28 protein-coding genes and 1 riboswitch are annotated in these 24,702 nt (G+C 71.2%); of the genes, 14 read left to right on the top strand and 14 right to left on the bottom strand.

Annotated elements, in window-relative coordinates:
• Positions 1-67: 67 nt before the first annotated feature.
• Positions 68-700, top strand: a complete 633-nt coding sequence (locus G569_RS0116665) for a hypothetical protein (RefSeq protein WP_157592099.1) — start codon at positions 68-70, stop codon at positions 698-700.
• Here the strand turns inward: G569_RS0116665 and serA are convergent.
• The 5 genes from serA to G569_RS0116640 all read right to left on the bottom strand — a co-directional run bounded on the left by serA (position 697) and on the right by G569_RS0116640 (position 5,791).
• The gene (gene serA, locus G569_RS0116660; RefSeq protein ID WP_028064242.1) at positions 697-2,310 is read right to left on the bottom strand and encodes a phosphoglycerate dehydrogenase; all 1,614 of its coding nucleotides are present in this window, start codon (positions 2,308-2,310) and stop codon (positions 697-699) included. The two genes, G569_RS0116665 and serA, sit on opposite strands and share 4 nt — an antisense overlap.
• Entirely contained in the window at positions 2,310-3,344 is a 1,035-nt protein-coding gene (gene ilvC / locus G569_RS0116655) for a ketol-acid reductoisomerase (protein ID WP_053226481.1), read from the bottom strand. The genes serA and ilvC overlap by 1 nt, the downstream gene beginning before the upstream one ends.
• Positions 3,320-4,138 carry a class I SAM-dependent methyltransferase gene (locus G569_RS0116650; RefSeq protein ID WP_028064240.1) on the bottom strand — a complete coding sequence of 273 codons (819 nt, stop codon included), beginning with the start codon at positions 4,136-4,138 and terminating at the stop codon, positions 3,320-3,322. The genes ilvC and G569_RS0116650 overlap by 25 nt, the downstream gene beginning before the upstream one ends.
• Positions 4,135-5,262 carry a phosphoserine transaminase gene (gene serC / locus G569_RS0116645; protein WP_028064239.1) on the bottom strand — a complete coding sequence of 376 codons (1,128 nt, stop codon included), beginning with the start codon at positions 5,260-5,262 and terminating at the stop codon, positions 4,135-4,137. The genes G569_RS0116650 and serC overlap by 4 nt, the downstream gene beginning before the upstream one ends.
• Positions 5,263-5,285: 23 nt before the next feature.
• Positions 5,286-5,367: riboswitch (ZMP/ZTP riboswitch) on the bottom strand.
• A 19-nt stretch (positions 5,368-5,386) separates the two neighbouring features.
• A complete protein-coding gene (locus G569_RS0116640; RefSeq protein ID WP_028064238.1) occupies positions 5,387-5,791 on the bottom strand; it encodes a GNAT family N-acetyltransferase in 405 nt (134 codons plus the stop codon).
• Positions 5,792-5,858: 67 nt separating this feature from the next.
• Here G569_RS0116640 and G569_RS0116635 point away from each other — a divergent pair, with 67 nt between their 5' ends.
• The gene (locus G569_RS0116635; protein WP_028064237.1) at positions 5,859-6,743 is read left to right on the top strand and encodes a type IV toxin-antitoxin system AbiEi family antitoxin domain-containing protein; all 885 of its coding nucleotides are present in this window, start codon (positions 5,859-5,861) and stop codon (positions 6,741-6,743) included.
• Here G569_RS0116635 and G569_RS49100 read toward each other — a convergent pair.
• Positions 6,696-7,943 (bottom strand): class I adenylate-forming enzyme family protein, encoded by a 1,248-nt coding sequence (locus G569_RS49100; protein WP_157592097.1) that lies wholly within the window; start codon positions 7,941-7,943, stop codon positions 6,696-6,698. The genes G569_RS0116635 and G569_RS49100 overlap by 48 nt on opposite strands.
• Positions 7,944-7,966: 23 nt before the next feature.
• On the opposite strand from G569_RS49100, the gene G569_RS0116625 reads away from it, so the two are divergent.
• From G569_RS0116625 to G569_RS0116605, 5 genes are read left to right on the top strand one after another with little or no spacing between them, the layout of a single operon-like run.
• Positions 7,967-8,278, top strand: a complete 312-nt coding sequence (locus G569_RS0116625; RefSeq protein ID WP_028064236.1) for an Hpt domain-containing protein — start codon at positions 7,967-7,969, stop codon at positions 8,276-8,278.
• Positions 8,275-9,093, top strand: coding sequence for a 1,4-dihydroxy-2-naphthoyl-CoA synthase (gene menB, locus G569_RS0116620; protein WP_028064235.1), 819 nt, complete (start codon positions 8,275-8,277; stop codon positions 9,091-9,093). The genes G569_RS0116625 and menB overlap by 4 nt, the downstream gene beginning before the upstream one ends.
• 20 nt (positions 9,094-9,113) lie before the next feature.
• Entirely contained in the window at positions 9,114-9,980 is an 867-nt protein-coding gene (locus G569_RS0116615) for a 1,4-dihydroxy-2-naphthoate polyprenyltransferase (protein ID WP_053226525.1), read from the top strand.
• Positions 9,980-10,975, top strand: coding sequence for a mandelate racemase/muconate lactonizing enzyme family protein (locus tag G569_RS0116610; RefSeq protein ID WP_028064233.1), 996 nt, complete (start codon positions 9,980-9,982; stop codon positions 10,973-10,975). Before G569_RS0116615 ends, G569_RS0116610 begins: the two co-directional genes overlap by 1 nt.
• Before the next feature lie 15 nt (positions 10,976-10,990).
• Positions 10,991-11,236, top strand: a complete 246-nt coding sequence (locus tag G569_RS0116605) for a hypothetical protein (RefSeq protein WP_028064232.1) — start codon at positions 10,991-10,993, stop codon at positions 11,234-11,236.
• Here G569_RS0116605 and menH read toward each other — a convergent pair.
• Positions 11,200-11,946, bottom strand: coding sequence for a 2-succinyl-6-hydroxy-2,4-cyclohexadiene-1-carboxylate synthase (gene menH / locus G569_RS49095; RefSeq protein ID WP_053226479.1), 747 nt, complete (start codon positions 11,944-11,946; stop codon positions 11,200-11,202). The genes G569_RS0116605 and menH overlap by 37 nt on opposite strands.
• Before the next feature lie 173 nt (positions 11,947-12,119).
• Here menH and menD point away from each other — a divergent pair, with 173 nt between their 5' ends.
• The 6 genes from menD to G569_RS0116570 are packed head-to-tail and all read left to right on the top strand — an operon-like array spanning position 12,120 to position 16,448.
• Positions 12,120-13,844, top strand: a complete 1,725-nt coding sequence (gene menD / locus G569_RS0116595) for a 2-succinyl-5-enolpyruvyl-6-hydroxy-3-cyclohexene-1-carboxylic-acid synthase (RefSeq protein ID WP_028064231.1) — start codon at positions 12,120-12,122, stop codon at positions 13,842-13,844.
• 12 nt (positions 13,845-13,856) lie between these two features.
• Positions 13,857-14,120 (top strand): hypothetical protein, encoded by a 264-nt coding sequence (locus G569_RS0116590; protein WP_028064230.1) that lies wholly within the window; start codon positions 13,857-13,859, stop codon positions 14,118-14,120.
• Between the two features lie 60 nt (positions 14,121-14,180).
• Positions 14,181-15,527 (top strand): hypothetical protein, encoded by a 1,347-nt coding sequence (locus G569_RS0116585; RefSeq protein ID WP_028064229.1) that lies wholly within the window; start codon positions 14,181-14,183, stop codon positions 15,525-15,527.
• Positions 15,528-15,545: 18 nt separating this feature from the next.
• Positions 15,546-15,707: a hypothetical protein gene (locus tag G569_RS62675; RefSeq protein WP_157592096.1), complete on the top strand. Its 162-nt coding sequence runs from the start codon at positions 15,546-15,548 to the stop codon at positions 15,705-15,707.
• A 10-nt stretch (positions 15,708-15,717) separates the two neighbouring features.
• Positions 15,718-16,107 (top strand): hypothetical protein, encoded by a 390-nt coding sequence (locus tag G569_RS0116575; RefSeq protein WP_028064228.1) that lies wholly within the window; start codon positions 15,718-15,720, stop codon positions 16,105-16,107.
• Between the two features lie 11 nt (positions 16,108-16,118).
• On the top strand, positions 16,119-16,448 hold the full coding sequence (locus G569_RS0116570) for a hypothetical protein (RefSeq protein ID WP_028064227.1): 330 nt from the start codon (positions 16,119-16,121) through the stop codon (positions 16,446-16,448).
• Here G569_RS0116570 and G569_RS62670 read toward each other — a convergent pair.
• Positions 16,445-16,618, bottom strand: coding sequence for a hypothetical protein (locus G569_RS62670; protein ID WP_157592095.1), 174 nt, complete (start codon positions 16,616-16,618; stop codon positions 16,445-16,447). The two genes, G569_RS0116570 and G569_RS62670, sit on opposite strands and share 4 nt — an antisense overlap.
• A gap of 247 nt (positions 16,619-16,865) precedes the next feature.
• On the opposite strand from G569_RS62670, the gene G569_RS0116560 reads away from it, so the two are divergent.
• The gene (locus G569_RS0116560; RefSeq protein ID WP_028064226.1) at positions 16,866-17,102 is read left to right on the top strand and encodes a hypothetical protein; all 237 of its coding nucleotides are present in this window, start codon (positions 16,866-16,868) and stop codon (positions 17,100-17,102) included.
• On the opposite strand, the gene G569_RS0116555 is transcribed toward G569_RS0116560, so the two are convergent.
• The 6 genes from G569_RS0116555 to ilvB all read right to left on the bottom strand — a co-directional run bounded on the left by G569_RS0116555 (position 17,077) and on the right by ilvB (position 24,682).
• Complete coding sequence (locus G569_RS0116555) at positions 17,077-19,299, bottom strand: carboxypeptidase-like regulatory domain-containing protein (RefSeq protein ID WP_028064225.1); 2,223 nt, start codon at positions 19,297-19,299, stop codon at positions 17,077-17,079. The two genes, G569_RS0116560 and G569_RS0116555, sit on opposite strands and share 26 nt — an antisense overlap.
• Positions 19,300-19,421: 122 nt before the next feature.
• Positions 19,422-19,838 (bottom strand): protealysin inhibitor emfourin, encoded by a 417-nt coding sequence (locus tag G569_RS0116550; RefSeq protein WP_028064224.1) that lies wholly within the window; start codon positions 19,836-19,838, stop codon positions 19,422-19,424.
• 38 nt (positions 19,839-19,876) lie between these two features.
• Positions 19,877-20,926 carry a M4 family metallopeptidase gene (locus G569_RS49085; RefSeq protein WP_084285062.1) on the bottom strand — a complete coding sequence of 350 codons (1,050 nt, stop codon included), beginning with the start codon at positions 20,924-20,926 and terminating at the stop codon, positions 19,877-19,879.
• Between the two features lie 82 nt (positions 20,927-21,008).
• Positions 21,009-22,445: an isochorismate synthase gene (locus G569_RS0116540; RefSeq protein WP_028064223.1), complete on the bottom strand. Its 1,437-nt coding sequence runs from the start codon at positions 22,443-22,445 to the stop codon at positions 21,009-21,011.
• Positions 22,442-22,999 carry an acetolactate synthase small subunit gene (gene ilvN, locus G569_RS0116535; protein WP_084285060.1) on the bottom strand — a complete coding sequence of 186 codons (558 nt, stop codon included), beginning with the start codon at positions 22,997-22,999 and terminating at the stop codon, positions 22,442-22,444. The genes G569_RS0116540 and ilvN overlap by 4 nt, the downstream gene beginning before the upstream one ends.
• Before the next feature lie 3 nt (positions 23,000-23,002).
• On the bottom strand, positions 23,003-24,682 hold the full coding sequence (gene ilvB, locus G569_RS0116530; RefSeq protein WP_245602499.1) for a biosynthetic-type acetolactate synthase large subunit: 1,680 nt from the start codon (positions 24,680-24,682) through the stop codon (positions 23,003-23,005).
• Positions 24,683-24,702 lie beyond the last annotated feature (20 nt).

The raw sequence follows: 24,702 nt of genomic DNA, 5'->3' as shown, positions 1-24,702 counted from the left end.
TTGCCGCGGGTCAGCATGGCGACATAAGATCGCCCCCGTCTACCCACGGATGGGAGTGTTGGTCCTGATGCGTTCGCGGCTCGCGCTGCTGCTCGGAGTGCTGGTGTTGGCCGTTCCGGCCGCGTCGCTCGGGCTCGTGCTCGGCCATCCGGTGACGCCGGCGCCGCACGCGTGGGCCAGGACGCCGCCCAATCCCCCGCCGCCCGCGCCGGAGAAGCCCGGGCACTGGGACGAGCCCGCGCGCGAGTCGCTGGCGCTCTTGCGCCGGACGACGGCCGCCGAGGCGAAGCGGTCGCTCGCCTCGCTCGCGTCGTGCGAGGCGCACGCCGAACACCTCGCCCGCGAGCTGCGCAACCGCGACTACCGGCGCTGCGCGACCGCTCCGCTGGCCCGCACGCACGCGTTCGCGTCGGCCAACAGCCGCATGCTCTCCAACCTCGCCGGCTCGACCAACCCGGTCCGCGAGTGCCGCGGGCGGGTGCTGGCGCTGTCGGGCGCGAACAACATGCTCGCGTTCACCACGAACTCGACGCTGCGCGGCGGGCTCGACGCGCCGTGGGGCGAGCTGCTCGGCGCCTCGCGCTCGATCCGCGGGATGGCGGCGGAGGCCCTGCGGCTGGCGAAGCAGCCCGGCTGGGCCTCGACGTGCAAGCCGCAGCCGGCGAAGAAGTCTCCGCCGGCTGCGCGCGAAGTGCTCTAGTCGAGCGCGATGCTGCGGCCGCTGACGAAGCCGTCAGAGCCCGCGATCTCACTCACGACCGCGTCCGGCACGGCGGCGTCGGTCGTGACCGCCATCACCGCGATGTCGGCGTGGCCGTCGCCCTCGCCGCGGCCCACCGCGGCCGCGGAGATGTTCACGCCCTGATCGCCGAACTTCGACCCGACCCGGCCGACCATGCCCGGCACGTCCGAGTAGCGGAACAGCGTCAGGTACGGGTCGTCGATCTGCAGGTTGAAGCGCTGACCCCACGCCTCGAGCAGGTGCGGGCGGTGCAGCTGGCCGAGCGTCGTGCCGACGACCCGGACCCGCTCGTCGCCGTTGAACAGCGTCACGCGGATCAGGTCGGCGTAGTCGCGGGCCTTGGTCTCGCGACGCTCGGAGACCGAGATCCCGCGCTCCTCGGCCAGCGTCGGCGCGTTGACCAGGTTGACCTCTTCCTCGGTGCGCCCGGCGAAGAGCCCCATCAGCACGCTGAGCGTGAGGAAGCGGGTGTCGCGTTCGGCGATCCGGCCGAGATGCTCGACCTCGACGCGCTCGACGCCGTCGGTCAACGCCGCGGCGATCCGCCCCAGGCGCAGCGCGAGCGGAACGAACGGCCCGAGCACCTCGGAGTCCTCGGCGCTGATCGCCGGGATGTTCACCGCGGTGGAGACGACCCCGCCGGTGAGCGCGGCGACGACCTGCTCGGCCGTCTGCACGCCGGCACGGTCCTGCGCCTCGGCGGTCGAGGCGCCCAGGTGGGGCGTGACGACCACGTTGGGGTAGCCGAACAGCGGGTGATCGGTGATCGGCTCCTGCGCGAAGACGTCCAGCGCGGCGCCGGCGACCTTGCCGGAGTCGATCGCGGCCTTGAGGTCCTCGTCGACCACGAGCGGCCCGCGGGCGACGTTGATGATCCGCACGCCGTCCTTGGTCTTGGCCAGGGTGTCCTTGTTGATGAAGCCCTGGGTCTCCGGGGTCTTCGGCAGGTGCAGCGTGAGGAAGTCGGCGGCGGCGAGGACGTCGTCCGGCGACTCGGCCTTCTCGGCGCCGATCTCGCGGAAGCGCTCCGGGCTGACGAACGGGTCGTACGCGACCACGTTCATGCCGAAGGCGCGGGCGCGGATCGCGACCAGCTGGCCGATGCGGCCGAAGCCGAGCACGCCGAGGGTCTTGCCCTCGACCTCGGTCCCGCCGAACTTCGAGCGCTCCCACTTGCCGCTCGTCAGCGACGCGTGCGCCTGCGGGATGTTGCGGGCGAGCGCGAGCATCAGCGCGACCGTGTGCTCGGCGGCGGCGACCGTGTTGGCCTCCGGCGCGTTGGCGACGATGATCCCGCGCTTGGACGCGGCGGCGACGTCGACGTTGTCCACGCCCACGCCCGCGCGGCCGACCACCCGCAGGTTGTCGGCGCGGTCGATCACCTCGGCGTCCAGCTTCGTCGCGCTGCGGATCAGGATGCCGTGGTAGCTGCCGATGCGCTCGAGCAGGTCCTCGCGGCTCCAGTCCGTGCCGAGGTCGACGTCGAAACGCTCCTTGAGCATGTCGACGCCGGTGTCGGCGATCTTCTCCGCGACAAGGACGCGGAAGGGTTCCGTCAGGGTGCTCATCAGCCCTCTTCGAATTCGGTGTCGATCCAGCTCATCATCGAGCGCAACTGCTTGCCCTCGGTCTCGATCTGGTGACCCATCTCCTCTTTGCGCATGCGCTGGAAGTTCTCCTGGCCGGCGCGGTTCTCGGCGATCCATTCGCGGGCGAAGGTGCCGTCCTGGATCTGGCCGAGGACGTTCTTCATCGCCGCGCGGGTCTCGGCGGTGATGATCTGCTTGCCGCGGGTCAGGTCGCCGTACTCGGCGGTGTTGGAGATCGAGTGGCGCATGCCCGTGATCCCCTTCTCGTACATGAGGTCCACGATGAGCTTGAGCTCATGCAGGCACTCGAAGTACGCGAGCTTGGGGTCGTACCCGGCGTCGACCAGGGTGTCGTAGCCGGCCTTGACCAGCTCGGAGACGCCGCCGCAGAGCACGGCCTGCTCGCCGAAGAGATCCGTCTCGGTCTCGTCCTTGAACGTCGTCTCGATCACGCCGCCGCGGGTGCCGCCGATGCCCTTGGCGTAGGCCAGGGCGAGCTTCTGCGCGTCGCCGGTCGCGTTGGAGTCGATCGCGATCAGGCACGGGACGCCCGAGCCCTCGAGGTACTGGCGGCGGACCAGGTGACCCGGCCCCTTCGGGGCGACCAGCGCGACGTCGACCTCCGGCGGGGCCTCGACCTCGCCGTAGTGGATCGAGAAGCCGTGGCCGAACATCAGCAGGTTGCCGGGAGCGATCCCGTCCTTGATCGACTGCTCGTAGACGTCGTGGTGCTTCTCGTCGGGGAGCAGGACCATCACGATGTCGCCCTGGCTGGCGGCGTCCTCGATGCTCGTGACGTTCAGGCCGGCGGCCTTGGCGTGCTCGACGGAGCTGGAACCCTCGCGGAGGCCTACGACGACGTCTACCCCAGAGTCGTGGAGGTTCCGGGCGTGCGCGTGGCCCTGGGAGCCGTACCCCAGGATGGCCACGGTCTTGCCCTTGAGCAGGTCCAGATCCGCGTCGTCGTCGTAGTACATGGGCGGTGATCCTAGGCGGTTGCTGTCGCGATCCATGTCCGTGCGGGAATTTCCAGACGGTCGTCGGGTTGGGTGAATGGTTCGGCCACCTTCTCGAGGTCGGCCAGCACGTCGCTGCGGGTCGCGAAGTCCATCTTCGCGTCCGCCTCGCCGACCGAACCGCTCGTGAGCGTGAGGTGCGTCCACCAGTCGTCGAAGTCCTCGAAACGCATGACGAAGTCGATGGCGTCGACGTCGGGCTCGATGAACCCGGCGGCCTCCATCGTGTCGACGATCAGGGCCGGGTCGGCCCACGTGAACTGGCCGGGACCCTGCGGCGCCGGGATGACCCCGTGCTCGACCAGCGCGCGCGTCGCCGCGGCGCTCCAGAGGTTGTCGTCGGGCCCGGTCCAGGCCGCGAGGGCGAGGTTGCCGTCGTGCTTGAGGATCCGCCTCGTCTCCCTGAGCGCGGACTCGGGGTCCTCGAGCAGCATGTAGCCCCACCGGCACAGCACGGCGTCGATGCTCGCCGCCGGCTGGTCGATCGGCGTGCTCAGGTCGATCTGCCGGAAGCGGACGTTCTTGAGCTTGTTCCGTCTCTGCGCCGCGGACAGCATGTCGGGCGAGAAATCCGACGTGATCAGCTGCCCGCCGGGCTCGATCAGCTCCGCCGCGAGGTACCCGGTGTCACCGATCCCCGCGGCCAGGTCGAGGATCGTCTGCCCGGGCTGCGGCTGGATCGCCTCGACCATCGCGAGGGACACCGGCATGGTGTCCCGCGCGAAGAAGTCGGCCCGCGCCTCCCAGCCGGCGGCCGCCTTGATCCAGCGATCGCGGGACTCGAGGCTCACAGGTTCTCGACGACGAAGTCGATGCAGGCGGTGAGCGCCTTGACGTCCTCCGGCTCGATGGCCGGGAACATCGCGACGCGCAGCTGGTTGCGGCCGAGCTTGCGGTACGGCTCGACGTCCACGATCCCGTTGGCGCGGAGCGTCTTGGCGACCTGGGCCGCGTCGACCGCGTCGTCGAAGTCGACCGTGCCGACGACGAGCGAGCGCTTGTTTGCGTCCTTCACGTACGGCGTGGTGTACGTCGTCTCCTCGGCCCAGTCGTACAGGTGGGTCGAGGAGGCCGTGGTGCGCTGCACGCAGGCGTCGAGGCCGCCGAGGCCGAGCATCCACTCGATCTGATCGGCGAGCAGGACCAGCGTTGCGATGGCGGGCGTGTTGTAGGTCTGGTCCTTGAGTGAGTTGTCCAGCGCGGTGGAGAGGCTCAGGAACTCGGGGATCCAGCGGTTGGAGGCCGCGATCTCGCCGATCCGCTCCTGGGCCTTGGGGCTGGTGAGCGCGAGCCACAGCCCGCCGTCGGAGGCGAAGCACTTCTGGGGAGCGAAGTAGTAGACGTCGGCGTCCTGGCTGTTGACGGGCAGGCCGCCGGCGCCGGAGGTCGCGTCGATCAGCACGAGGCCGTCGCCGACGCGCTCGACCGGAACCATCACGCCCGTCGAGGTCTCGTTGTGCGCCCAGGCGACGACGTCGGCGCTCGGGTCGGACGTGGGCTCGGGCGCGTCGCCCGCGTCGGCCTTGATGACGATCGAGTCCTGGAGGAACGGCGCGTCGTTGGTCGCCTTGGCGAACTTCGATGAGAACTCGCCGTAGGTCAGGTGCAGCGCGCGCTCCTTGACGAGGCCGAACGTCGCCGCGTCCCAGAACGCGGTCGTCCCGCCGTTGCCGAGCATGACCTCGTAGCCGTCGGGGGTCTGGAACAGCTCGCTCAGACCTTGGCGGACCCGCCCCACGAGCGCCTTGACGGGCTTCTGGCGGTGCGAGGTGCCCATCAGCGCGGCGCCGTCGGCCTCGACGAGACGCTGGAGCTGCGCGGGACGGACCTTCGACGGCCCGCAGCCGAACCGGCCGTCACCCGGCTTCAGGTCCTCCGGGATGATCACGGGGGTAGTGGTGTCTGGAACGGTCACGGGGTCTCCTCGTTGGATCGAGTTGAAGGTGCCCAGGCGCGCGACCGTTCGACGCTCGTCGCTCCCCGGTGGTTCTCCACCTAAGCGCCAGTTGCGACGGCCATTGGCAATGTAGCGGGCGGCGTCATCCCAGCGAGTGAACCCATCGACCGATGGCAACATCGTCGCGGTAGCCGACGGCGCGCCACAGCGCCTCCGCCTGTTCGTCCCCGCGGCCGACGAGCGCGGTGACCTTGGGGGCGCCTTGGGCGCGCAGCCGCTCCTCCCCCGCGGTCACGAGTTGCTTGGCGATCCCGATGCGGCGATGGTTCGGCGCGACCGCCAGCCGGTACATGTTCCCGCGCCAGCCGTCGAACGCGGCGATCACCGCACCGACGACCTTCCCGTCGTGTGTGTGCACGATGAGCGCGCCGTCGTCGAGCCGTTCGAGCGCCTCGATCGAGTCGGGCGTCTCCGCGTGGCCGCTGCGCGCTTCATCCCACAGGGCGAGAACGGCCGGGAAGTCGTCGCGTGTGGCGTTTCGTGGCATTTCGTTGACGGTATTGGCACGGTTGCGTGTGGAGCCGTAGGGGGTGTTTCGAGTTTGCTCACGCGTTGTGAGCAAACTCGAACCACCCTGGGTCATCGCGGCCCGCCAGCACGGCGTGATCCGCGGTGCTCAGCTCGGGATGAGCTCCAGCGGGATCGCGAAGTGGGTTCGAACCGGGCGGCTCCACCCGCTCTACCGCGGCGTCTACGCGTATGGGCACGCCGCGTTGTCGGAGCGCGGTGGGTGGATGGCCGCGCTGCTCGCCGCGGGCGACGGCGCGACGCTCACCGGGTTCGCGGGCGGGCGACTGCTGGCGGTCATGACGCAACGGGTGCAGGTGATCGACGTCTTGGTGCCGAAGCCGCGCACCTCTCAGCCCGGGTTCCGGGCCCATACGTGCCGCAACCTGGACCCCCGCGACGTCGTGGTCGTCGACGGCATCCCGGTCGCGACGGTCGCGCGACTGCTGGTCGACCTCGCCGACGAGCTGGATGCCGACGACCTCGCGCTCGTCATCCATGAGGCCGCGCATTTGGGGAAGTTCAGCCGCGAAGCGACGCTGGCGGCGATGGGACGAGCCAACGGGCGGCGGCGGGTCAAGGTGCTCGAGGAGGCGCTGGAACTGCACGCCAGTGGGAGCGCCGGCTCGCGAAGCCGGCTCGAGAAGCGGTTCCGGCGGATGGTGGTCGGCGCGGGCCTTCCGGCGCCGCGTCAGAACGTGAAGATCAACGGGTTCGAGGTCGACGCGTTCTGGCCGGGGTTGTGCGTCGAGGTCGACGGGGTCGGGCATCGGCGCAAGCGGTCGCAGGTGGACGACCGGATCCGGGACGCGGCGCTTCGGGCGGCCGGATTCGTGGTGCTTCGCTTCAGGGAGGAGGACCTCAACGAGCGGCCCGGCTGGGTGCTAGCCCAACTCGCGGCGCAGGAGCTTCCCGCTCGCGTTACGGGGTAGCTCGGTCACGGGCTCGATCGTCTTGGGGACCTTGAAGCGGGCGAGGCGGGTGGCGGCGAACTCGCGCAGGATCTCCGGCTCGAGCGGGGTGCGCAGGACGACGTGGGCGGTGATGGCCTCGCCCCATTCGGGGTCGGGGCGGCCGAAGACGCCCGCCTCGGCGACCGCGGGGTGGGCGAGGAGTGCGGCCTCGACCTCCGCGGGCATGACGTTCTCGCCGCCGGAGACGATCGTGTCCACCTTGCGGCCGAGGACCTTCAGGCGCCCCTGCTCGTCGAGGGTGCCGAGGTCGCCGGTGTGGAGGCGTTCGGTGACGGTGGGCCCGTCGACGACGATCTCGCCGTCGGGCGCGATCTCGACGGTCACGCCCGGGAGCGGCGTTCCCGACGTCTCGGTGTCGCCGGACCGGGCGACGGTCACGGCGGAGCACGCCTGCGTGAGCCCGTAGGTCGGGGCGACCGGCCAGCCGGCCTCGCGGGCGCGGGCGAGCAGCGTCGGATCGGCGGGTGCGCCGCCGAGCATCACGAGCCGCAGGGTCCGCGGTGGTTCGCGGACGAGCAGGCGGGAGAGCTGGGTCGGGACGAGGCTCGCGATCGTGACGTCGTCCGTGTCGGCGGGTCCGAGCACGGCGGTCGTCCCGTAGATCGCCGAGCGCAGCAGGACCATCAGGCCGCCGACGTGGCTGAGCGGGAGCGGGCACAGCCAGCGTTCGTGCCGGTCATGCCCGAGCGCGACCGCGCACCCGAGGGCGTTGTGGAGGATCTGCCCGAGGGTCAGCTCGACCGGCCGCGGCGTGCCGGTCGTGCCGGACGTGTGGACGACGAGGGCCGGCGCGGCGAGGTCGAGCGCGCCGGCGCCGGCGCGGCGCGGCGAGAGCGCGGCGGCGCCCGGCGACGCGGCGGCGCCCGGCGACGCGGCCGGGCCCGTGCCGAGCGGGCCGTCGATCGTGATCGTCGCCCCCGCCAGGCGCGGCGCCGGCTCGCGCAGGTCGAGGGGCACCGCGGCGGCTCCCGCGAGCAGGCAGGCGTGGAGCGCGACCGCGAAGTCGAGGCCCGGCGGGAGCGCGATCGCGACCCGCTGGTGGCCCGCGAGCTCGGCCGCGCCCGCGCGCGCCCGGGTCAGCAAGGTGCCGTAATCCAGCGCGCCGTCCGCGGTCTCCACGGCCACCCCGGACGGGGGAGCCTGCTCTACCCAGTGCATCCAGACGAGCTTAGGTTGGTGCCATGCAGGACACGCTCTCCTCGGCGATCCGGGAGTTGTGGGCGCAGTGGCGTCCGACCGAGCTCGCGCGCGTCGGCGTGATCGAGCGCGCGGCGGCCAAGGGTCCGCATGTCCTGGAGCGCGAGCGGCGCGAGGCGCAGGCGGAGGCACACCGGCTTGCGGGGACGCTGGCGGTGCTGGGCGAGACGGCGGCCGCCGACCATGCCCGCGCGCTCGAGCGGCGGTTCCTCTCCGGCGAGTTGGACGCGATCGAACCGCTCGTGCGCTCCCTGCGCGCCGCCCTCGAGGCGCCGCCGCTAGGCTCAGCGCCGTGAACTGGACTGCCGGCGCCGACTACGAAGACATCCTCTATGAACTGTCCGGCGACGGGATCGCGAAGATCACGATCAACCGTCCCGAAGTCCATAACGCGTTCCGCCCGGAGACGCTGATCGAGGTCTCCGACGCGCTCGAGAAGGCGCGCGAGGACACCACGGTGGGCGTGATCATCCTCACCGGCGCGGGCGACAAGGCCTTCTGCTCCGGCGGCGACCAGCGGGTGCGCGGCGACACCGGCTACGTGCCGGGCGGAGCGCAGGTCGGGCGCTTCCACGTGACCGACCTGCACGTGCAGATCCGCCGCCTGCCCAAGCCGGTCATCGCCATGGTCGCCGGGTGGGCGATCGGCGGCGGCCAGGTCCTGCACCTCGTCTGCGACATGACGATCGCGGCCGACAACGCCCGCTTCGGCCAGACCGGTCCGCGGGTCGGCTCCTTCGACGGCGGCTACGGCGCGAGCCTGCTCGCCAAGCACGTCGGCCCGAAGAAGGCCAAGGAGTTCTGGATGCTCTGCCGCCAGTACGACGCCCAGCAGGCGCTCGACATGGGGCTCGTGAATACGGTCGTCCCACTCGACCAGCTCGAGACCGAGACCGTCCAATGGTGCCACGAGATGCTCGCCCTCTCCCCCTTCGCCCTGCGCCTCGTAAAGCTGAGTTTTCACGCTGAGGAAGACGGTATGGCGGGGATCCAGCAGCTCGCGCACGACGCCAATCTTCTGTTCTACGCCAGCGACGAGGCGAAAGAGGGCCGCGAGGCCTACAAGGCCAAGCGCCAGCCCGACTTCGCGCAGTTCCCCAAACGACCTTGAGTCCGTTCAAGATCTGGCTGATGGCCTCCCGGCCGCGGACGCTGCCGGCGGCGGCCGCACCTGTGCTGGTCGGCACGGCCTACGCGTACACGCTCGGGACGTTCAAGGTCCTGACGTTCATCGCCACGCTGCTCGGCGCGCTGCTGATCCAGATCGGCACCAACCTCAGCAACGACTACTCCGACGCCCGCCGCGGCGCGGACACCGAGGACCGCCTCGGCCCGGTCCGCGTGACCGCCGGCGGCCTGGTGCCGCCCAAGCAGGTCCTGATCGCCACCTACGTCGCGTTCGGCCTGGCGGTGCTGGTGGGCGTCTATCTGATCGTCACCGCGGGTTGGCAGATCCTCCTGATCGGCGTCCTCTCGATCCTCGCCGGCGTGCTCTACACGGGCGGCCCACGCCCCTACGGCTACGAAGGGCTCGGTGAGGTCTTCGTCTTCCTGTTCTTCGGCCTGGTCGCCGTCACCGGCACGTTCTTCGCCCAGACGCAGGAGTTCAACTGGGAGTCGTTCGTCCTCGCGGTCCCGGTCGGCCTGCTCGCGACCGCGATCCTGATGGTCAACAACACCCGCGACCTCGAGACCGACCGCCGCGCAGGCAAGCGCACGCTCGCGGTCCGCCTCGGCCGCGACAAGGCGAGGCTCGGCTACGCGCTGCTGGTCTACGGCGCGTTCGCGACCGCGCCGCTTGCATGGGTGTTCGGCGGCGAGCACCTGACCGCGTGGCTGCTGCTGCCGTGGCTGGCGCTGCCGCTCGCGGCGCCGATCGTGCGCGTGGTCCGCAACCGCGTCGACGGGCCCAGCCTGAACGGCGCGCTGGCGCGCACCGGCATGCTCCAGCTCGTGTTCTGCGTCCTGCTCGGCATCGGGCTCCTCCTCTCGCGCTGATGGTCGAGCTCTCGGTCCGGACGGTCCGCTACGCGCTGCGCGCGCCGCTGCGGGCGTCCTGGGGCGAGCTGCACGAGCGCGAGACGCTGCGGGTCCGCCTCGACTTCCCCGACGGTCTGTACGGCGAGGGCGAGGCCGCGCCGCTGGAGCCGTTCGACGGCGTGTCCCTCGCCAGCGCGAGCGCGGCGATCGACGCCTACAAGGAGGTCTTGAGCGGCATCGAGCCGACCGCGGACGTCCTCGCCGCCTGCAAGGCCGAGCGCGACCTCCCGCAGGCGCTCGCGGCGATCGACATGGCGCTGTGGGACCACGCCTCGCGCCGGACGCAGACGCCGCTCGCGAAGCTGATCCACCCGCTCGCTGCCGATGAGGTCGCCGTGAACGCCACGATCGGCGCCGACGACCGCGCAGGGGCGGCGCAGGCGGCGGCGGAGGCGGTGCGTGAAGGCTTCCGCTGCGTGAAGGTCAAGGTGGGCGTCGGCGACGACGCGGGGCGCCTGGCCGCCGTGCGCGCCGCCGTCGGGCCGGACGTGCTGATCCGGGTCGACGCCAACGGGGCGTGGCAGACGCCCGAGGAGGCGCTCGCGAACCTGCGCGCGCTCGCCCCGATCGGCCTGGAGCTGTGCGAGGAGCCGGTGCACGGCGTCGAAGCGCTGCGCGCCGTGGCCGCCTCCTCACCCGTCCGGATCGCGATGGATGAGACCCACGCCCCCGGCTCCGGCGCCGCCGAGCTCGTCTGCCTGAAGATCTCGCGCGGTGGCATCTCCGCCGTGCTCGAGGACGCCCGCCGCGCCCGCGCCGCCGGCTCGAGCGTCTACCTGACATCGACCTTCGACGGCCCGCTGGGGATCGCCGCCGGCGTCCACGCCGCGGCGGGGCTGCGGATCTCGCGGGCGTGCGGGCTCGCGACGCTCGCGAACTTCGCCGAGCCGACCGGCGCACCGGAGCCCCGGGGCGGTTCGATCCCCGTCCCTTCCGTTCCAGGGTTGGCTTGACGTAGGCTTCCGGTCATGGCACCGGAATGGCCTGAGACGCCGGACGACAAGGTCGATCCCGCGCTCGCACCACTGATCGAAGCCGGTGAGGGCGAAAGCGAGGGTTTCGAGCTCGCGGAAGCGGACCTCATCGAACACGCCGAACACGGCGACGAGCACGGAACGAGTGCGATCACGAGCGACGCCTTCGACGAACTCCTCGAGGAGGACTTCGACGGCGACGACTACGCCGAGGCGGACGAGGAAGACAAGGACTGGTAGATGGCGCTGGCCACAGCGGCCGGCTCTTCCAGCTGGACCGCGTGGCCGGCGCCCTCGACCATCACGAGGTTCCCGATCGGCAGCCGCTCGCGCATCGCCTCGGCGATGCCGCGGAACTTGGTGTCGCGTTCGCCGACGATCAACGTGACCGGGATCTGCAGTTCCGGCAACCGGTCCCACAGCGGCTCCATCACCCCCGTGCCAAGGCCGCGCAGCGCCGCGGCCAAGCCCGCGGGCGTGTTGCGCAGGCGGTCCGCGTAGGCGGCCGCGGCGACGCGCTCGGGCTGGCCGGCGAACAGCGGCTGCGAGCCCCATTCGCGGGCGAAGGTCTCGATGTCGAGCGTCTCGAGCCGGTCGGCGAGCGCGTCGTCGGCTTGGCGGCGTGCGGCACGCTCCTGAGGATCGGCCAGGCCGGGGCTCGCGCCCACCAGGACCAGGCGGGTGACGACCGAGGGGCCGAGCGTGAGCGCCGTGTGAAGCGCGATCCGCCCGCCCATCGAGTACCCGCACAGCGCGAACGTCCGCTCGTTCACGAGCGCCCGTGTGTACGCGGCGACGGCGTCGAAGCTCGCCGTCCGGTGGTTCGCCTGACCGTGGCCGGGGAGGTCCGGCACCAGCGCGCGATAGCGTCCTTGCAGCGCCTGCGCCGTTCGCCGCCAGCTCTGGCGGGTCTGTGTGAAGCCATGCAGCAGGACGAGCGCGGGTGGCACCCCTGACATCATGAGCCCCTTGAAGAATTCCGGTGCGCCCGCTGCGGCACATCCGCGGCGCCTCGCGCCACCCGCGCTGCTCACGGCCCAGAGGGCCGCATCGCGAGCGCGGCCGTCACGAGCCACTGGCGGCTGCACCACATCGGTCTGACCGACCATTCTTCAACGGACTCATGCCCGGAACCGATACCTACCTCGGCCTGCGCGCGTTCGTCGACGAGCTCGTGCGCTGCGGCCTGCGCGACGCGATCACCTCGCCCGGCTCGCGCTCGACGCCGCTCGTCCTCACGCTCGCCCGCCAGGACGGGCTGCGCGCCACCTCCCACGTCGATGAGCGCAGCGCCGCGTTCTTCGCGCTCGGCCTCGCCAAGGCGACCGGCATCCCCGCCGCGATCGCCTGCACCTCAGGCACCGCGGCCGCCAACTACGCGCCCGCTGTGATCGAGGCCCACGAGGCGCGCGTGCCACTGCTCGTGCTGACCGCGGATCGCCCGCCCGAGCTGCGCGACGTCGGCGCCGGGCAGACGATCGACCAGGTCAAGCTCTACGGCAGCGCCGTCAAGTGGTACTTCGAGATCGACGACCACCCCGCTTCGGCGGCGCGGGTGCGCTGGTTGCGCCAGCTCGCCTGCCGCGCGTTCTACACCGCGATCGACGGGCGGCCCGGCCCGGTGCACCTCAACTTCGCGCTGCGCGAGCCGCTGGTGCCGGACGGGGGCGGCGTCCCGGACGTCGAGATCGTGCCCGGTCGCGAGGGCGGGCGGCCGTGGGTGACGCGGCCGCTGAGCCGGCGGGTCGCGTCCGACCGGCTGCTCGAAGGGCTCGAGGAGGAGCTGCGGTTGCGGCCGCGGACGATCGTCGTCGCGGGACGGGCGGAGCGCGATCCGCGCCTGCCGGACGCGGTCGCCGCGTTCGCCGAGCGGGCGGGCGCGCCGCTGCTGGCCGAGCCGACGTCGGGCGCGCGCCGCGGGCCGGCGGCGATCGCGCACTACGACGCGTTGCTGCGCGATCGGGAGTGGGCGGCCTCGCACGCGCCCGATCTCGTGCTGCGCGTGGGCGACCTCCCCACCTCCAAGCCGCTGCGGCAGTGGCTGGCGGGGCTGGACGCGCTGCAGGTGGCCTTCGACTCCGAGAACGCGTGGCACGACCCGTCTGGCGTCGTCGGCACGATCGTCGGCGCGGACGCCCGGAGCACGCTGGAGACGCTCACGGGCAAGCTCCCACGCAAGCGCAAGGACACGTCCTGGCTCGACGGCTGGCACGAGGCCGACCGGGCGGCCTCGAAGGCGATCGCCTCGGTGGTCGGCCCCGCTGGGTTGAACGAGCCGCGGATCGCCGCGGAGCTGGGGACCGTGCTGCCGCCCGAGGCGACGCTGGTCGTCGCCTCCTCGATGCCGATCCGCGACGTGGAGACCTTCTTCCCGGCGCGCGAGACGCCGTTCCGGGTGCTGTCCAACCGCGGCGCGAACGGGATCGACGGGACGGTGTCCACCGCGTTCGGCGTCGCCGCGGCGAGCCGGCTCACCGTCCTGCTGATCGGCGATGTGGCCTTGGCCCACGACATCGGCGGGCTGCTGGCCGCGTCGCGGCTCGGCCTGAAGCTCGTGATCGTGCTGATCGACAACGACGGCGGCGGGATCTTCCACTTCCTCCCGGCCGCGCGTGAGGGCGCGGAGTTCGTGGAGCACATCGCGACGCCGCACGGGCTCGACTTCGCGCACGCGGCCGCGCTGTACGGCGTGGGCTATGAGCGGGTGGCGGACGTCGAGAGCTTCCGCGACGCGCTGGCGCGTGCGGCGTCCGCGGAGCGCACCACGATCATCTGCGCCCGCACGAACCGCGAGGAGAACGTGGAGCTGCACCGCCGCGTCTGGGAGTCCGTCCGGGCCGCCACATAGCGTGCGGCGTCCATGCTCGAAGCCCAGACCTCGCTGCTCGACGTGTCGGCCACGGCACCGTCGAACAAGCGGACGACCTCCAAGGGGATCGGGCCGGGTGACATCGTCGAGGTCGACAAGAAGGGCCGGCGCTTCCACGCGCTCGTGACCGAGCTCACGCAGCTCGAGAGCGGGCGCTTCGAGCTCGTCCTGCGACCTTTGGACTCACGCATCTCGTATCGCATCGCCTCGGTGCGCGAGGTGATCGACGTGTGGAGACGCGTGGGCCGGTCCTAGATGTAAGACAGGACCCGGGACTCTGGTCGGGGGTCTTGGGCGCGGGCATCCTGCCGCGCTGTGAAGCGTCTCCGCTGCTCGCGTGGCCAGACCTCCGCCGAGCTCCTCGGCGTGCTGGCGCTCGTCTGCCTGATCGTGGTCGCGATCCTCGCGTCCGGCGCCGGGCCGAAGATCAGCGACGGGATCCAGTGCGCGGTGACGCGGATCACCGGCGGCACGTGCACCGATGACCTGACCGGGCCCAACGGCGAGCCGCTGATCTCCGAGTGCGTCCGCAACGCCTCGCAGCGCGGGATCGCGGGGTCGATCCGGGTGGCGGCGTTCGACTTCGGCGGCGGCGTCGAGGGCACCAACGAGCTCCGCGCCGACGGCACCGTGAAGGTGACGATCAAGGGCAACGCCAAGGCGGGGCTCAACTGGGGCGTCGACGTCGGGATCAAGGCGGGCGACACGGAGGCCGGGGTCGGCGCGGGCGGGCGCGCGGGCGTCACCGCGACCGTGGCGCGGGCGTGGATCTTCGACAGCGAGGCCGACGCCGACCGGTTCGTCTCCGACGTCAAGAAGAAGGTCGGCGCGATCGCCAACCCGCTGCCGAACTTCCCTGGCACGAAGGACGACGCCGACATCAAGCTCCCGCCGCACGACGAGAGCACGATCCAGGGCGGGCTCGAGCTGCGTCAGAAGGCCGGTGCATCCGGAGTCCAGACGCTCGAACGCAACGTCAGCGTCGCGCTCGGCCGCACCGTAAACACCAACGCGGACGACCCCAACCAGGGCGACACGACCTACTACTTCGAGGTCGCGGGCGGCGCCGTCCAGGACACCGGGCTGGGCGATCTGGAGAAGGAGAAGCTCATGCTGTTCAAGATCGCCGCCTCCGGCCAGGCGAATCTCCGGCTCGCCTACACGATCGACAAGAACGGGCAACCGAAGACCCTGCGCGCCACCGGCCAGCTCGACGTGACCGCCGCCGGCGACGTCTCGGCGAACCTGAAGGACTTCGAGGGCACGAAGTTCAACACCGTGCTCGACCGCCTGACCAAGCGCAAGGAGGCGCAGAACGGCGCGCTGGGCGGGCGGGCGATCGTCGACTTCAAGCTCGACCTCCGCGACCCGGCGAACCGCGAGGCCGCCCTCGGCTTCGTCAACGGGGTCAACAGCGCCGGCCAGCCCGTGTCCCGCCTGAGCTCGATGATCGACCTCGGCGGGCGGCTGCTGACGGACTCGACCTTCAACGCCCGCTTCTACTCGCTCGCCAAGCAAAAGACCTCCGTCGGCTTCAACGCGGGCGTGTTCGGCGTCAGCGGCGAGTACACGAGCGAGGACGCCACCCTCGTCGACGCCTTCTACCGCCCCGCCGGCGGCGACACCTTCGGTTTCACGAGGTGGGACTCATGCGTGCACTGAGCGCTACGCTGGCGACTGATGCCAGGGATCTTCATCGCCGCGTTCGTCGTGTGCGCCGTGCTGATCATCGGGTTCGTCGTGACCGGCTTCCTGTTCCGGGGCTACCACCTCAAGAACGCGAACGAGAACGACTTCGATTTCAGCCCGCACTACGACTCGAACTCGGACACCGGCACCTGAGGAGGCCGTCGTGACCGCCCGGGCGGGCGCGCGCGCCGCAGGCGTCGCGGCCGGCGCGTGGGCGCTGGTGCTGATCGCGTTCGGGTTGCTGGGCAGCTTCTTCGACCCGCTCTCCCAGGACACCGAGCTGCTCGTCCTGGTGATCGTCTCGAGCTTCCTCGGCGCCCTGGCGGGCACGTGGGCGGGCGCGTGGCAGGCGCGCCGCGCGGGCGCGTGGGCGCCCGGCCTGGGCCTGGTGGTTCCGGCGCTCGTCGTCGTGCTCCTGGGCGTCTTGCTGACCGCCGGCGGCGGCGGAACGAACGACGCGAGCGACACGGCGCTCATCTACGCGGCGTTCCCCGCGGGCGCGGTCGTAGGCGCCGTCGTGTACGGACGTCGTTGGCTCACCGATTCCCGGTAGCTTTCTGAACCTTGAGCGCTGACGACGACCACCAGATCGGCTACCAGGCCCTCCCTCGCGGCGTCCCGATCGTCACCACCGACGGCGTCACGATCGGCACCGTCTCCAAGGTCCTCGACAACGCCCGCGAGCACATCTTCGACGGCATCGTCGTCAAGACCGAGACCGGCCGCCGCTTCGTCGACGCCCCGGAAGTGGCCCGCATCACCTTGCGACAGGTGACGCTGACGATCGACGCGGCCGAGGCGGCCAAGCTCCCGGCCTATGGCGGCACGATGGGCGCGGTGCAGACGAACGCCCGCCGCACCAGCACCCGCTGGTGGCGCCGCATCTTCCGCTAGCAGGCGACGATCAGGTGGAAGCCGAGCGAGTCCGAGTTCCCGGACGCATCGTAGGTGCGGACCCGCACGTCGTCACCGTCCGCTGAGACGATCACGAACCCGGGCGGCGGGTCCTCAGGCGGCCCGACCGGCACCCGCGCGATGCTCGCCGCGTACGTGCAGCCGGCCACGGAACGCGGGAACGTCACTTTGTAGTCACCGCCCGCTCCCCCTTCGGACGCCGACGTGGCAGTGCCGCCGGCCAGCCGACCGTGTGCGTCGACCCTCGCGGTCAGTGTGATCCCCGGGGCTCCAGGCGGACCGGTAGGTCCGGCTGGTCCCTGCGGACCTGTGGCACCACGATCACCCGCCGAGCCGCGCAGTGCATCACGCGCCGACGTTGAAAGATCGCGCACACCGAGAGAGCCGTCGCGGACCTTGGGCGAGGTCACCGCGTTGGACCTGAGCTCGCTGGCGCCGACCGATCCGGTCCTCAACTCGCGCGACCCTACGCTGTCGCGCGGCAACGAGAGCGCCGCGTACCCTGTCCCGCCCAATGCGACGAAGACGGCGATGGTCGCCATCACGTTGGCGTACGACACTCGGGCTCGCAGCCGTCTGGCCATGCGGCGCAGCATGACGGACGGGATCACGCTCGGCCACCTGCTCCGATGACCAGGACGCGCGCGATTGGCGACGCGCCTGCGGCGTAGGGATAGCTCGGTTCCGCCGGGATCAGAGCGCGGAAGGCGTAGCGAGCCGTCGTCTGGGTCCCTGTGAACGTGTATGCGTACGACCAGCGGCCCGCCGCGTTGGTGTGCGGCGTGGCGAAGGTTCGCCATCCGAGACGCGTCTTCGCTTGCAGCACCATGAGTTTGCCGCCAGCCGGAATCGGACCGCCACGCAACCGGCCCCGGAAAACGACCGTCTCACCGTTCTGGAGTCGTCGTCGGCTCGGCGTCAAGGTCGTCGCCGCCCGGACGCGCAGTTCGACGTCCTGCGTCCGTGGTCGGTTGGTCGCCGTCCCCGCATACGTGAAGCGCAAGGTGCGAGCCGCGCCGGCGGGCGCGAGAAGCGTGAAGACACCTTTCGCGTCCGTCTTGATCCTCGCGATCACCCGCCATTCCATTCCTGGGAGATCCACGCGCTCGGTCACCACGACCTCGGCGCCGTCCCGCGGATTGCCGGCGTCGTCCGTGAGCGCTCCCTGAATGGTCACCCGCTGACCGTACTCGAGGCTAGGTCGAGCGACGATGACCGTGCGGTATCGCGGCCGCGCGCCGCTCGCGCCCTTCACGCGCACTCGCACGGACCGGCCGACGGTCAGGACTGACAGGACCCGTAGTGGCAGGAGGGCCTGCATCGGCCGCCCATCGGGGAAGGTTGTGACCGACTGCTCGTTCCCCGCGGCGTCGAAGGCCCTTGCCCGAAGCTCGTAGAGCCCGTCGCTCAGAGATCCGTCGTCGAGGATTGCGCTGTACTGGCCGTCGGTGCGTACGACATCGAGCGCCCGCCAGACCGGCTCGCCTTGGCGTCGCACCTCGATCTCCACGCGCGAGACGCCGGAAAGGCCGTCGCTGACCCTCAAGCGCACTCTCGTGGGATCCTGCGGATCGAAGGGCTCAAAGTTTGCCTGAGGCGGTTCCCTGTCCAACCACAGTCCTTCGAAGACCGCATCGCGGCTTGGATCGTGATTGCCCGCCGAATCGACGAGCGCGAGCCGAAGTGTCCACGCCCCGTCGCCCGGCACAGTCAGACCCTCGAGTGCGGAGAGGCCGGGCCCGGTGCGTTCTCCCGAAACGCACCCGTCCTCGGCATACGGTGGGTTCGCCGCCGGACAGAGCCGGAATCGGGCGCGGGCGACCGGCGCTCCAGCTGTGTCCGGTGGATTCGTCCACGCGACGTCGAAACGGTTCTCGCGTCGCCATGCACGGGCAGCCGACATCTGGCCGCGCGGCGCCACCGGAGCGCTGTGATCGATGTGGATCGGCAGCGTCTCTTCGCGCGTGTTTCCCGCCACGTCGCTCGCCACCACTACCAGGGCGTGGGCGCCTTCGGACAGCAGATCCGCGTCGACGTTGGCGGCGAGCGGTGTGGCCTCTGATGAGCACGGCGCGACCACGGTGTTCATCTGCGGCGGGTAGCAGTCGCGAGACGCGAAGCTGATGCGCTTGCCGTCCAGTCTGGCGTCGAGCCACAGCACGCCGACGTTGTCGGTCGCGGTGAACGAGACCGTCGATCGACCCCGGCTCAGCCACCCCGCGGGTGGCGGCCGGAGGACCGTGATCCGCGGCGGCGCGACGTCGCGGATGGTCACGCCGAGGCGGCGGAACGCCGACCAGGCGATGAACTTGGGTTGATATCCCGGCAGCGGGGCGAGGCACGGGTTCGCGCGGCAGCGCAGCCCGACCGCGACTCGGCGCGCGGACATCCCGGGGGTGGCGATGGCCTTCCAACCGCCTGAGTCCTGGACCGGGGCAGTGGCCAGCCAGGCCCCGGTGTCCGGGACCCAGATGCCGCGCGACCATGAGTTCGCGTGTGTCTCCTGCCCGCCTGGGCCCTGTGTCTCGGCGGCGACGCCGACGATGTCGGTGTTCGGCGGGGCTTCGAACACCCATCCTGAGGTCGCTCCTGCAGGCCATGACCCAACACTCGTGATGTCACGCAGGCCGCCTGGATCGCCGTTCGGGGCAGGTTGGTCGGCGGGGCAGATCGCATAGGCGTTGACCCCGGGCGCGCCGCCGCCCAGGCGGGTCCAGCCGCCGGTGTCTCCGCTGGTCCAGCAGCCGTAGACGACGTAGGTGCCGGCGAGGGCCGACGATGCCGGGAGGGCGAGCAGTACGGCGAGCGTCGCAAGCAGGAGGCGGATCATGGAGGGCCGCCAACCTCTCACGAACAGTGAGTGAATGTCGAGCGTGTGCACGACACGCCATAGGTGGGACGCGGGAAATCTCGCCCCTGGTGAACCGGAAACCGGTCAGTCTTCTGACACGGCTAGGCACCGTAGCGGTCGATCAGGTCGTCGAAGGTGCCGATGAGGCCGCGGAGCTCGTCCGGGAGCTCGGTGGAGTCGGTGGTGACCTGGTGGCCGCGGTAGGTGAAGCGGTAGGAGAGGGCGTCCGGGACCGGTGGGTCGGCGACGGCGTCCTCGAGGTCGGAGAGGGACGCGTCGGCGATGCCGCCCGCGAGGGTCGCCCGTTCGGCGGCTGTGAGGGTCGCGGAGCGGGTGCCGGCGCGGGTCTCGACGGACGCGGTGCCGTCGGGTTGGACGGTCACGGTGTCGTCGCGGAAGGCGTCGCCGCCGATCACCTCGTACGTGATCGGCTCGGAGAGGGCGGCGGGCTCGGTCCGGGCGTCGTCGCCGCACGCGGTCACGAACAGGGCGACGAGGGCGAGCAGCAGGATCCTCATGCCGACACTACGTTCGAGCGGTCGGGTCATCACAGCGTTCAGCAGCCTTCCTGGTCGGGGGCCTGCCAGGTGCCGTCGAGGCCGACCGCGGCGAAGGCGGCGTCGATGCCGTCGACCTCCGTGCCGCGGCCGTAGAGCTCCTCGGCGGAGTCGAGCATCGCGGTGCGGAAGTCCTCGAACCCCGAATCGGGCTGTAGGTGCTGCGTCAGAGCGCGCCAGACGACCTGCTCGGCCTTGTCGCGGCCGATCCGGAGGACGACCTGGTAGTAGGCGTGGTTGGGGATGCCGCTGTTGGTGTGGACGCCGCCCCAGTCGCCGAAGCGGTCGTTCTTGGTGGCGCGGTAGTCGTCGACGTGCATCGGCTGGTCGAAGCGGGTCGGGAGGCTGTAGTCGCGGATCGTCCCGCCGTCCGGGTCGTCGGGGCCGTCGCCGTCGCGGTCCTCGCCGTAGGTCGCGTCGGAGGGGTCGAGGTTCCAGGCCATGATGTCCGAGATCGACTCGTTCAGCGCGCCCGACTGGCACTCGTAGCGCAGGCCGGCGGTGCTGGCGGTGATGCCGTGGGTGAACTCGTGGGCGGCGGTGTCCAGCGCGTCGCCGGCGCCCGGCGCGAAGTGGACGCGGTTGTCGCTCCAATACGACGACGTGCCGCCGTCGCAGACGTTGACGATCCCGACCACCGGCGCGCCCTTGCCGTCGTAGGAGTCCCAGCCGAAGGTGTCGTGGTAGTAGTCGTAGACGCGGCCGAGGTTCTCGTAGGCCTTGTCGACCTGGTCGTCGCCGACCGCGCCGTCGTCACCCGCGCGCGAGGGATCGTCAGGGGTCGAGCCGCAGTCGGCGTCGTAGATCTCGCGGTCGGCGAGCCCTGAGTCCTCGTAGTCGTCCTCCGCGTAGCCGCCGGAGCGGTTGGGCGTGCCGCAGTCGCTGCCGGCCCGGATCGAGCAGACCGCCTGGCGGACCTTGCCGGCCACCTGCGCAGGGGCGTCGGTCACGACGAGCGCGAACACGATGAGCGCGACGAGCAGCAGCCCGCCCATGTAATCGGCCCCGGTCTGGCCGCGTTCGCCTCGCCATGAGACACCCGTGAACATGCTCGACAGGCTCACGGCCGGGTGCAGCCGTCACAAGAGACGCGGGACCCAACTTGCGGCCTGGGCCCGGCCCGGGACCACGTCAGCCGGCGAGGATCGGGAGGAGCGCGCCGAGCTTGATCTCGGTCTCCCCCAGCTCGGACGCCGGGTCCGAGTCGCGTACGACGCCGACGCCCGCGTAGAGCCGCGCCTCGCGCCCGCGCAGGAGCGCGCACCGCAGCGCCACGCAGAACTCGCCGTCGTCGTTGGCGTCGGTCCAGCCGACGGCACCCGCGTACCAGCCGCGGTCCAGCCCTTCGAGCACCGGGATCTGCGGTGCGGCCGCCGCGTGCGGCTCGCCACCCACAGCGGGCGTCGGATGCAGCAGCCCTCCGAGCTCGATCGCGCTCAGCGGGTGGGCGAGCTGCGCGCGGATCGGCGTCGCCAGGTGCTGGATGTTCGCGACCTTGATCAGCGTCGGCTCGTCGGGCGCCGCGACCCACACCGCGTGCGGCCGCAGCGCGCGCGAGATGCGGCGGACGACGATCGCCTGCTCCTCGCGGTCCTTGCTGGACTGCAGCAGCTGCTCGCCGAGGTGATCGTCGACGGCGGGATCGGCGGAACGGCGGGTGGAACCGGCCAGGGCGACCGTCTGCGCGCGGTGACCGTCGCGGCGGATCAGCAGCTCCGGGGAGGCGGCGACGAACGCCGCGTCGCCGCGGCCGGCGCAGAAGACGTAGCAGGACTCGAAGCCGGCCCGCAGCACGCCGAAGACCGCGGCGGCGTCATGCGGCGTCGGCGCCTGCACGGTGACCTCGCGCGCGAGCACGATCTTCTCGAAGGCACCGTCCCGGATCCGCTCGACCGCCCGCGCGACCGCGCCCTCGTAGTGCTCGGGCGGCGCGACGGAGTCGATCCGGAAGCGCCCGGCGGGCGCGGGGTCCAACAGCGGGAGCGGCGAATGCCGGAGCGCGGCGGCCCGGGCGCTGAGCCGCGCGGCGACCTCCTCGGCGACATCGTCCGGCGCGACCAGCGCGGCCAGCGTCAGCCGGACGTCCTCGCCGCGCCGCGCCAGCGCGACCTCGGGGACGATCAGGTCGGCGGCGTCGAAGCCCGCCCAGTGCGGCGCGTGGCCGCCGTCCGGGGCGAACGCGAAGCCACCGACGGCGACCAGGCCCGCGCCCGCGGGACCGTCGGGCGGGTCGGCGACCGCGCCCGCGGTCAGCGTGCGCCAGTCGGCGGCGACGCGCTTGAAGCGCTCCGTCCCGGAGGCCGTGAGCCGCGTGACCGTGCCGAGCGCGGCCAGCGCCGCTCCGTCACGGTCGGGCTGCTCGAAGCAGAACCAGTTCTCCCCCGCGGCGCGGGAGGCGAAGGCGACCGCGCTCGGGTCGACGTCGGCGCCGACGCGGGTCGTGTGGCCGAGCAACACGGGTCGCCCGGACTTGCGCGCACGCCGGACCGCGCGCTCCGCGCGAGCGCGCAGCTCCGCGGCGTCGACGGCGAGCCCGCCGACGCCCGATGAACGGGTGACCTGGGTCAGGTCTCGCCTCTCCCTCGGGAGATGGCGATCTCGCCGGTGCGCGCCATCTCGATCAGGCCGAACGGGCGGACCATGCGCTCGAAGGCCTCGATCTTGTCCCAGGAGCCGGTGACCTCGATGATCACCGAACGCTTCGAGACGTCGATGATCTTGCCGCGGAAGATCTCGACCATCTGCATGACCTCGGCGCGGGAGGCGCCGTCGGCCGCGACCTTGAACAGCGCGAGCTCGCGGGCGACGGTCTCGGTCGGCTCCAGATCCCTGATCTTGATGACGTTGACCAGCTTGTGGAGCTGCTTGGTCACCTGGTCGATCGGGTGCATCGCGCCGTCGAGCGTCAGCGTGATGCGCGACAGCGTGGGGTCGTCGGTCGGCCCCACCGCGAGCGTGTCGATGTTGAAGCCGCGCCGCGCGAAGAGGCCCGCGATGCGGGTGAGCACGCCGGGCTTGTTCTCCACGAGGATCGAGAGGATGTGCTTGCGGCCGGTGCGCAGACCGACGCTGGCCTCGAGCTCCTCGAGGCTGAGGACTTCCTTGGTGCCGGGTTCGCCCATCGCTCAGCCCACCATTTCCCGGGCCGCGGCGCCCGGCGCGATCATCGGATACGTGTTCTCTTCGCGCGTCACCTTGACGTCGACCACGACCGGGCCGGGGGTCGCCAATGCCGCCTTCAGGTCATCCACCAGCGTCGTCTTGTCGGTGAGCAGTACGCCGGTCGCCCCGTAGGCGTCGGCGAGCTTGACCCAGTCCGGCCAGGAGCCCATGTCGACGTTGGAGTAGCGCTTGTCCCAGAACAGCTCCTGCCACTGGCGGACCATGCCCAGGTAGCCGTTGTCCATGATCACGCACTTGACCGGGATGTCGAACTGCTTCGCGGTCCCGAGCTCCTGGATGTTCATCTGGAAGGAGCCGTCGCCGGTCAAGAGCACGCTCGGGACCTCAGGGCACGCGACCGCCGCACCGATCGCGGCGGGCAGGCCGAAGCCCATCGTCCCCAGGCCACCGCTGTTGATCCAGCGGCGCGGCTTGTTGAAGTTGAAGTACTGCGCCGCCCACATCTGGTGCTGGCCGACGTCCGAGGACAGGATGCAGTCGCCGCCGGTCGCCTGGTAGAGCGCCTGGACGAGGTACTGCGGCTTGATCTCGGAGTCCGGCGAGTCCTCGTAGCGCAGCGGGTATTGCGCGCGCCAGTGGTCGATCCGCTCCCACCAGCCGGCGAGCCGCGCCTGATCCGGGTTCAGCGCCGCGTACTCGTCCACCAGCCGCGCCAGGATGCGCTTCGCGTCACCCACGATCGGGATGTGCGCGGGCACGTTCTTGGAGATCTCGGCCGGGTCGATGTCGATGTGGATGAACTTCGCCCGCGGCGCGAACTCCGACAGCTTGCCGGTGATGCGGTCGTCGAAGCGGGCGCCGATCGCGACGATCAGGTCGGCCTCGTCCATCGCGTAGTTGGCCGTGCGCGTGCCGTGCATGCCCAGCATCCCGAGCCACTGGTCGTGGGGAGCGGGGAACGCGCCCAGGCCCATCAGCGTGCACGTCACCGGCAGCCGGCCGGACACCGCGAGCTCGATCAGCTCCTCGGACGCCTCCGCGTTGACGACGCCGCCGCCCGCGTAGAGCACCGGCCGGCGCGCGTTGGCCATCGCCTTGGCGGCGAGCCGGATCTGCTTGGAGTTGCCGTCGACCGTCGGCTGGTAGCCGGGCAGGTGGACGTCCTCGACCGGCTGGTAGTCGATCTCCGCGCGCGAGAGGTCCTGCGGGATGTCGACGAGGACCGGCCCGGGACGGCCGGTGCGGGCGATGTGGAACGCCTCGTGCACCACGCGCGGGATCTCCGCCGGGTGCTGGATCACGAACGAGTGCTTGACGATCGGCATCGTGATGCCGAACGTGTCGGCCTCCTGGAAGCCGTCGGTCCCGAGCAGCTCGGTCCGCACCTGGCCGGTGAAGGCCACGAGCGGCACGGAGTCCATCATCGCGTCGGTGAGCGGCGTGACGATGTTGGTCGCGCCCGGCCCGGAGGTGGCGAAGACCACGCCGACCTTGCCCGACGCCTTCGCGTAGCCCTCGGCGGCATGACCGCCGCCGGCCTCATGACGCACCAGGATGTGGCGAATGCCCGCGTCCACGAACGCGTCGTAGGTGGGCAGGTTGGCACCACCCGGATAACCGAATACGACGTCGACGCCTTCGGCCTTGAGGCATTCCATGATGGCGTCGACGGCACGCATCATCGGCGATTCAGCTCCTTGTG

The sequence above is a fragment of the Solirubrobacter soli DSM 22325 genome (genome assembly GCF_000423665.1).
In the GTDB taxonomy this organism is placed as follows: Bacteria; Actinomycetota; Thermoleophilia; order Solirubrobacterales; family Solirubrobacteraceae; genus Solirubrobacter; species Solirubrobacter soli.
Note: the sequence above shows the minus strand (reverse complement) of the source record. Positions and strands in the feature narration are given on the sequence as shown.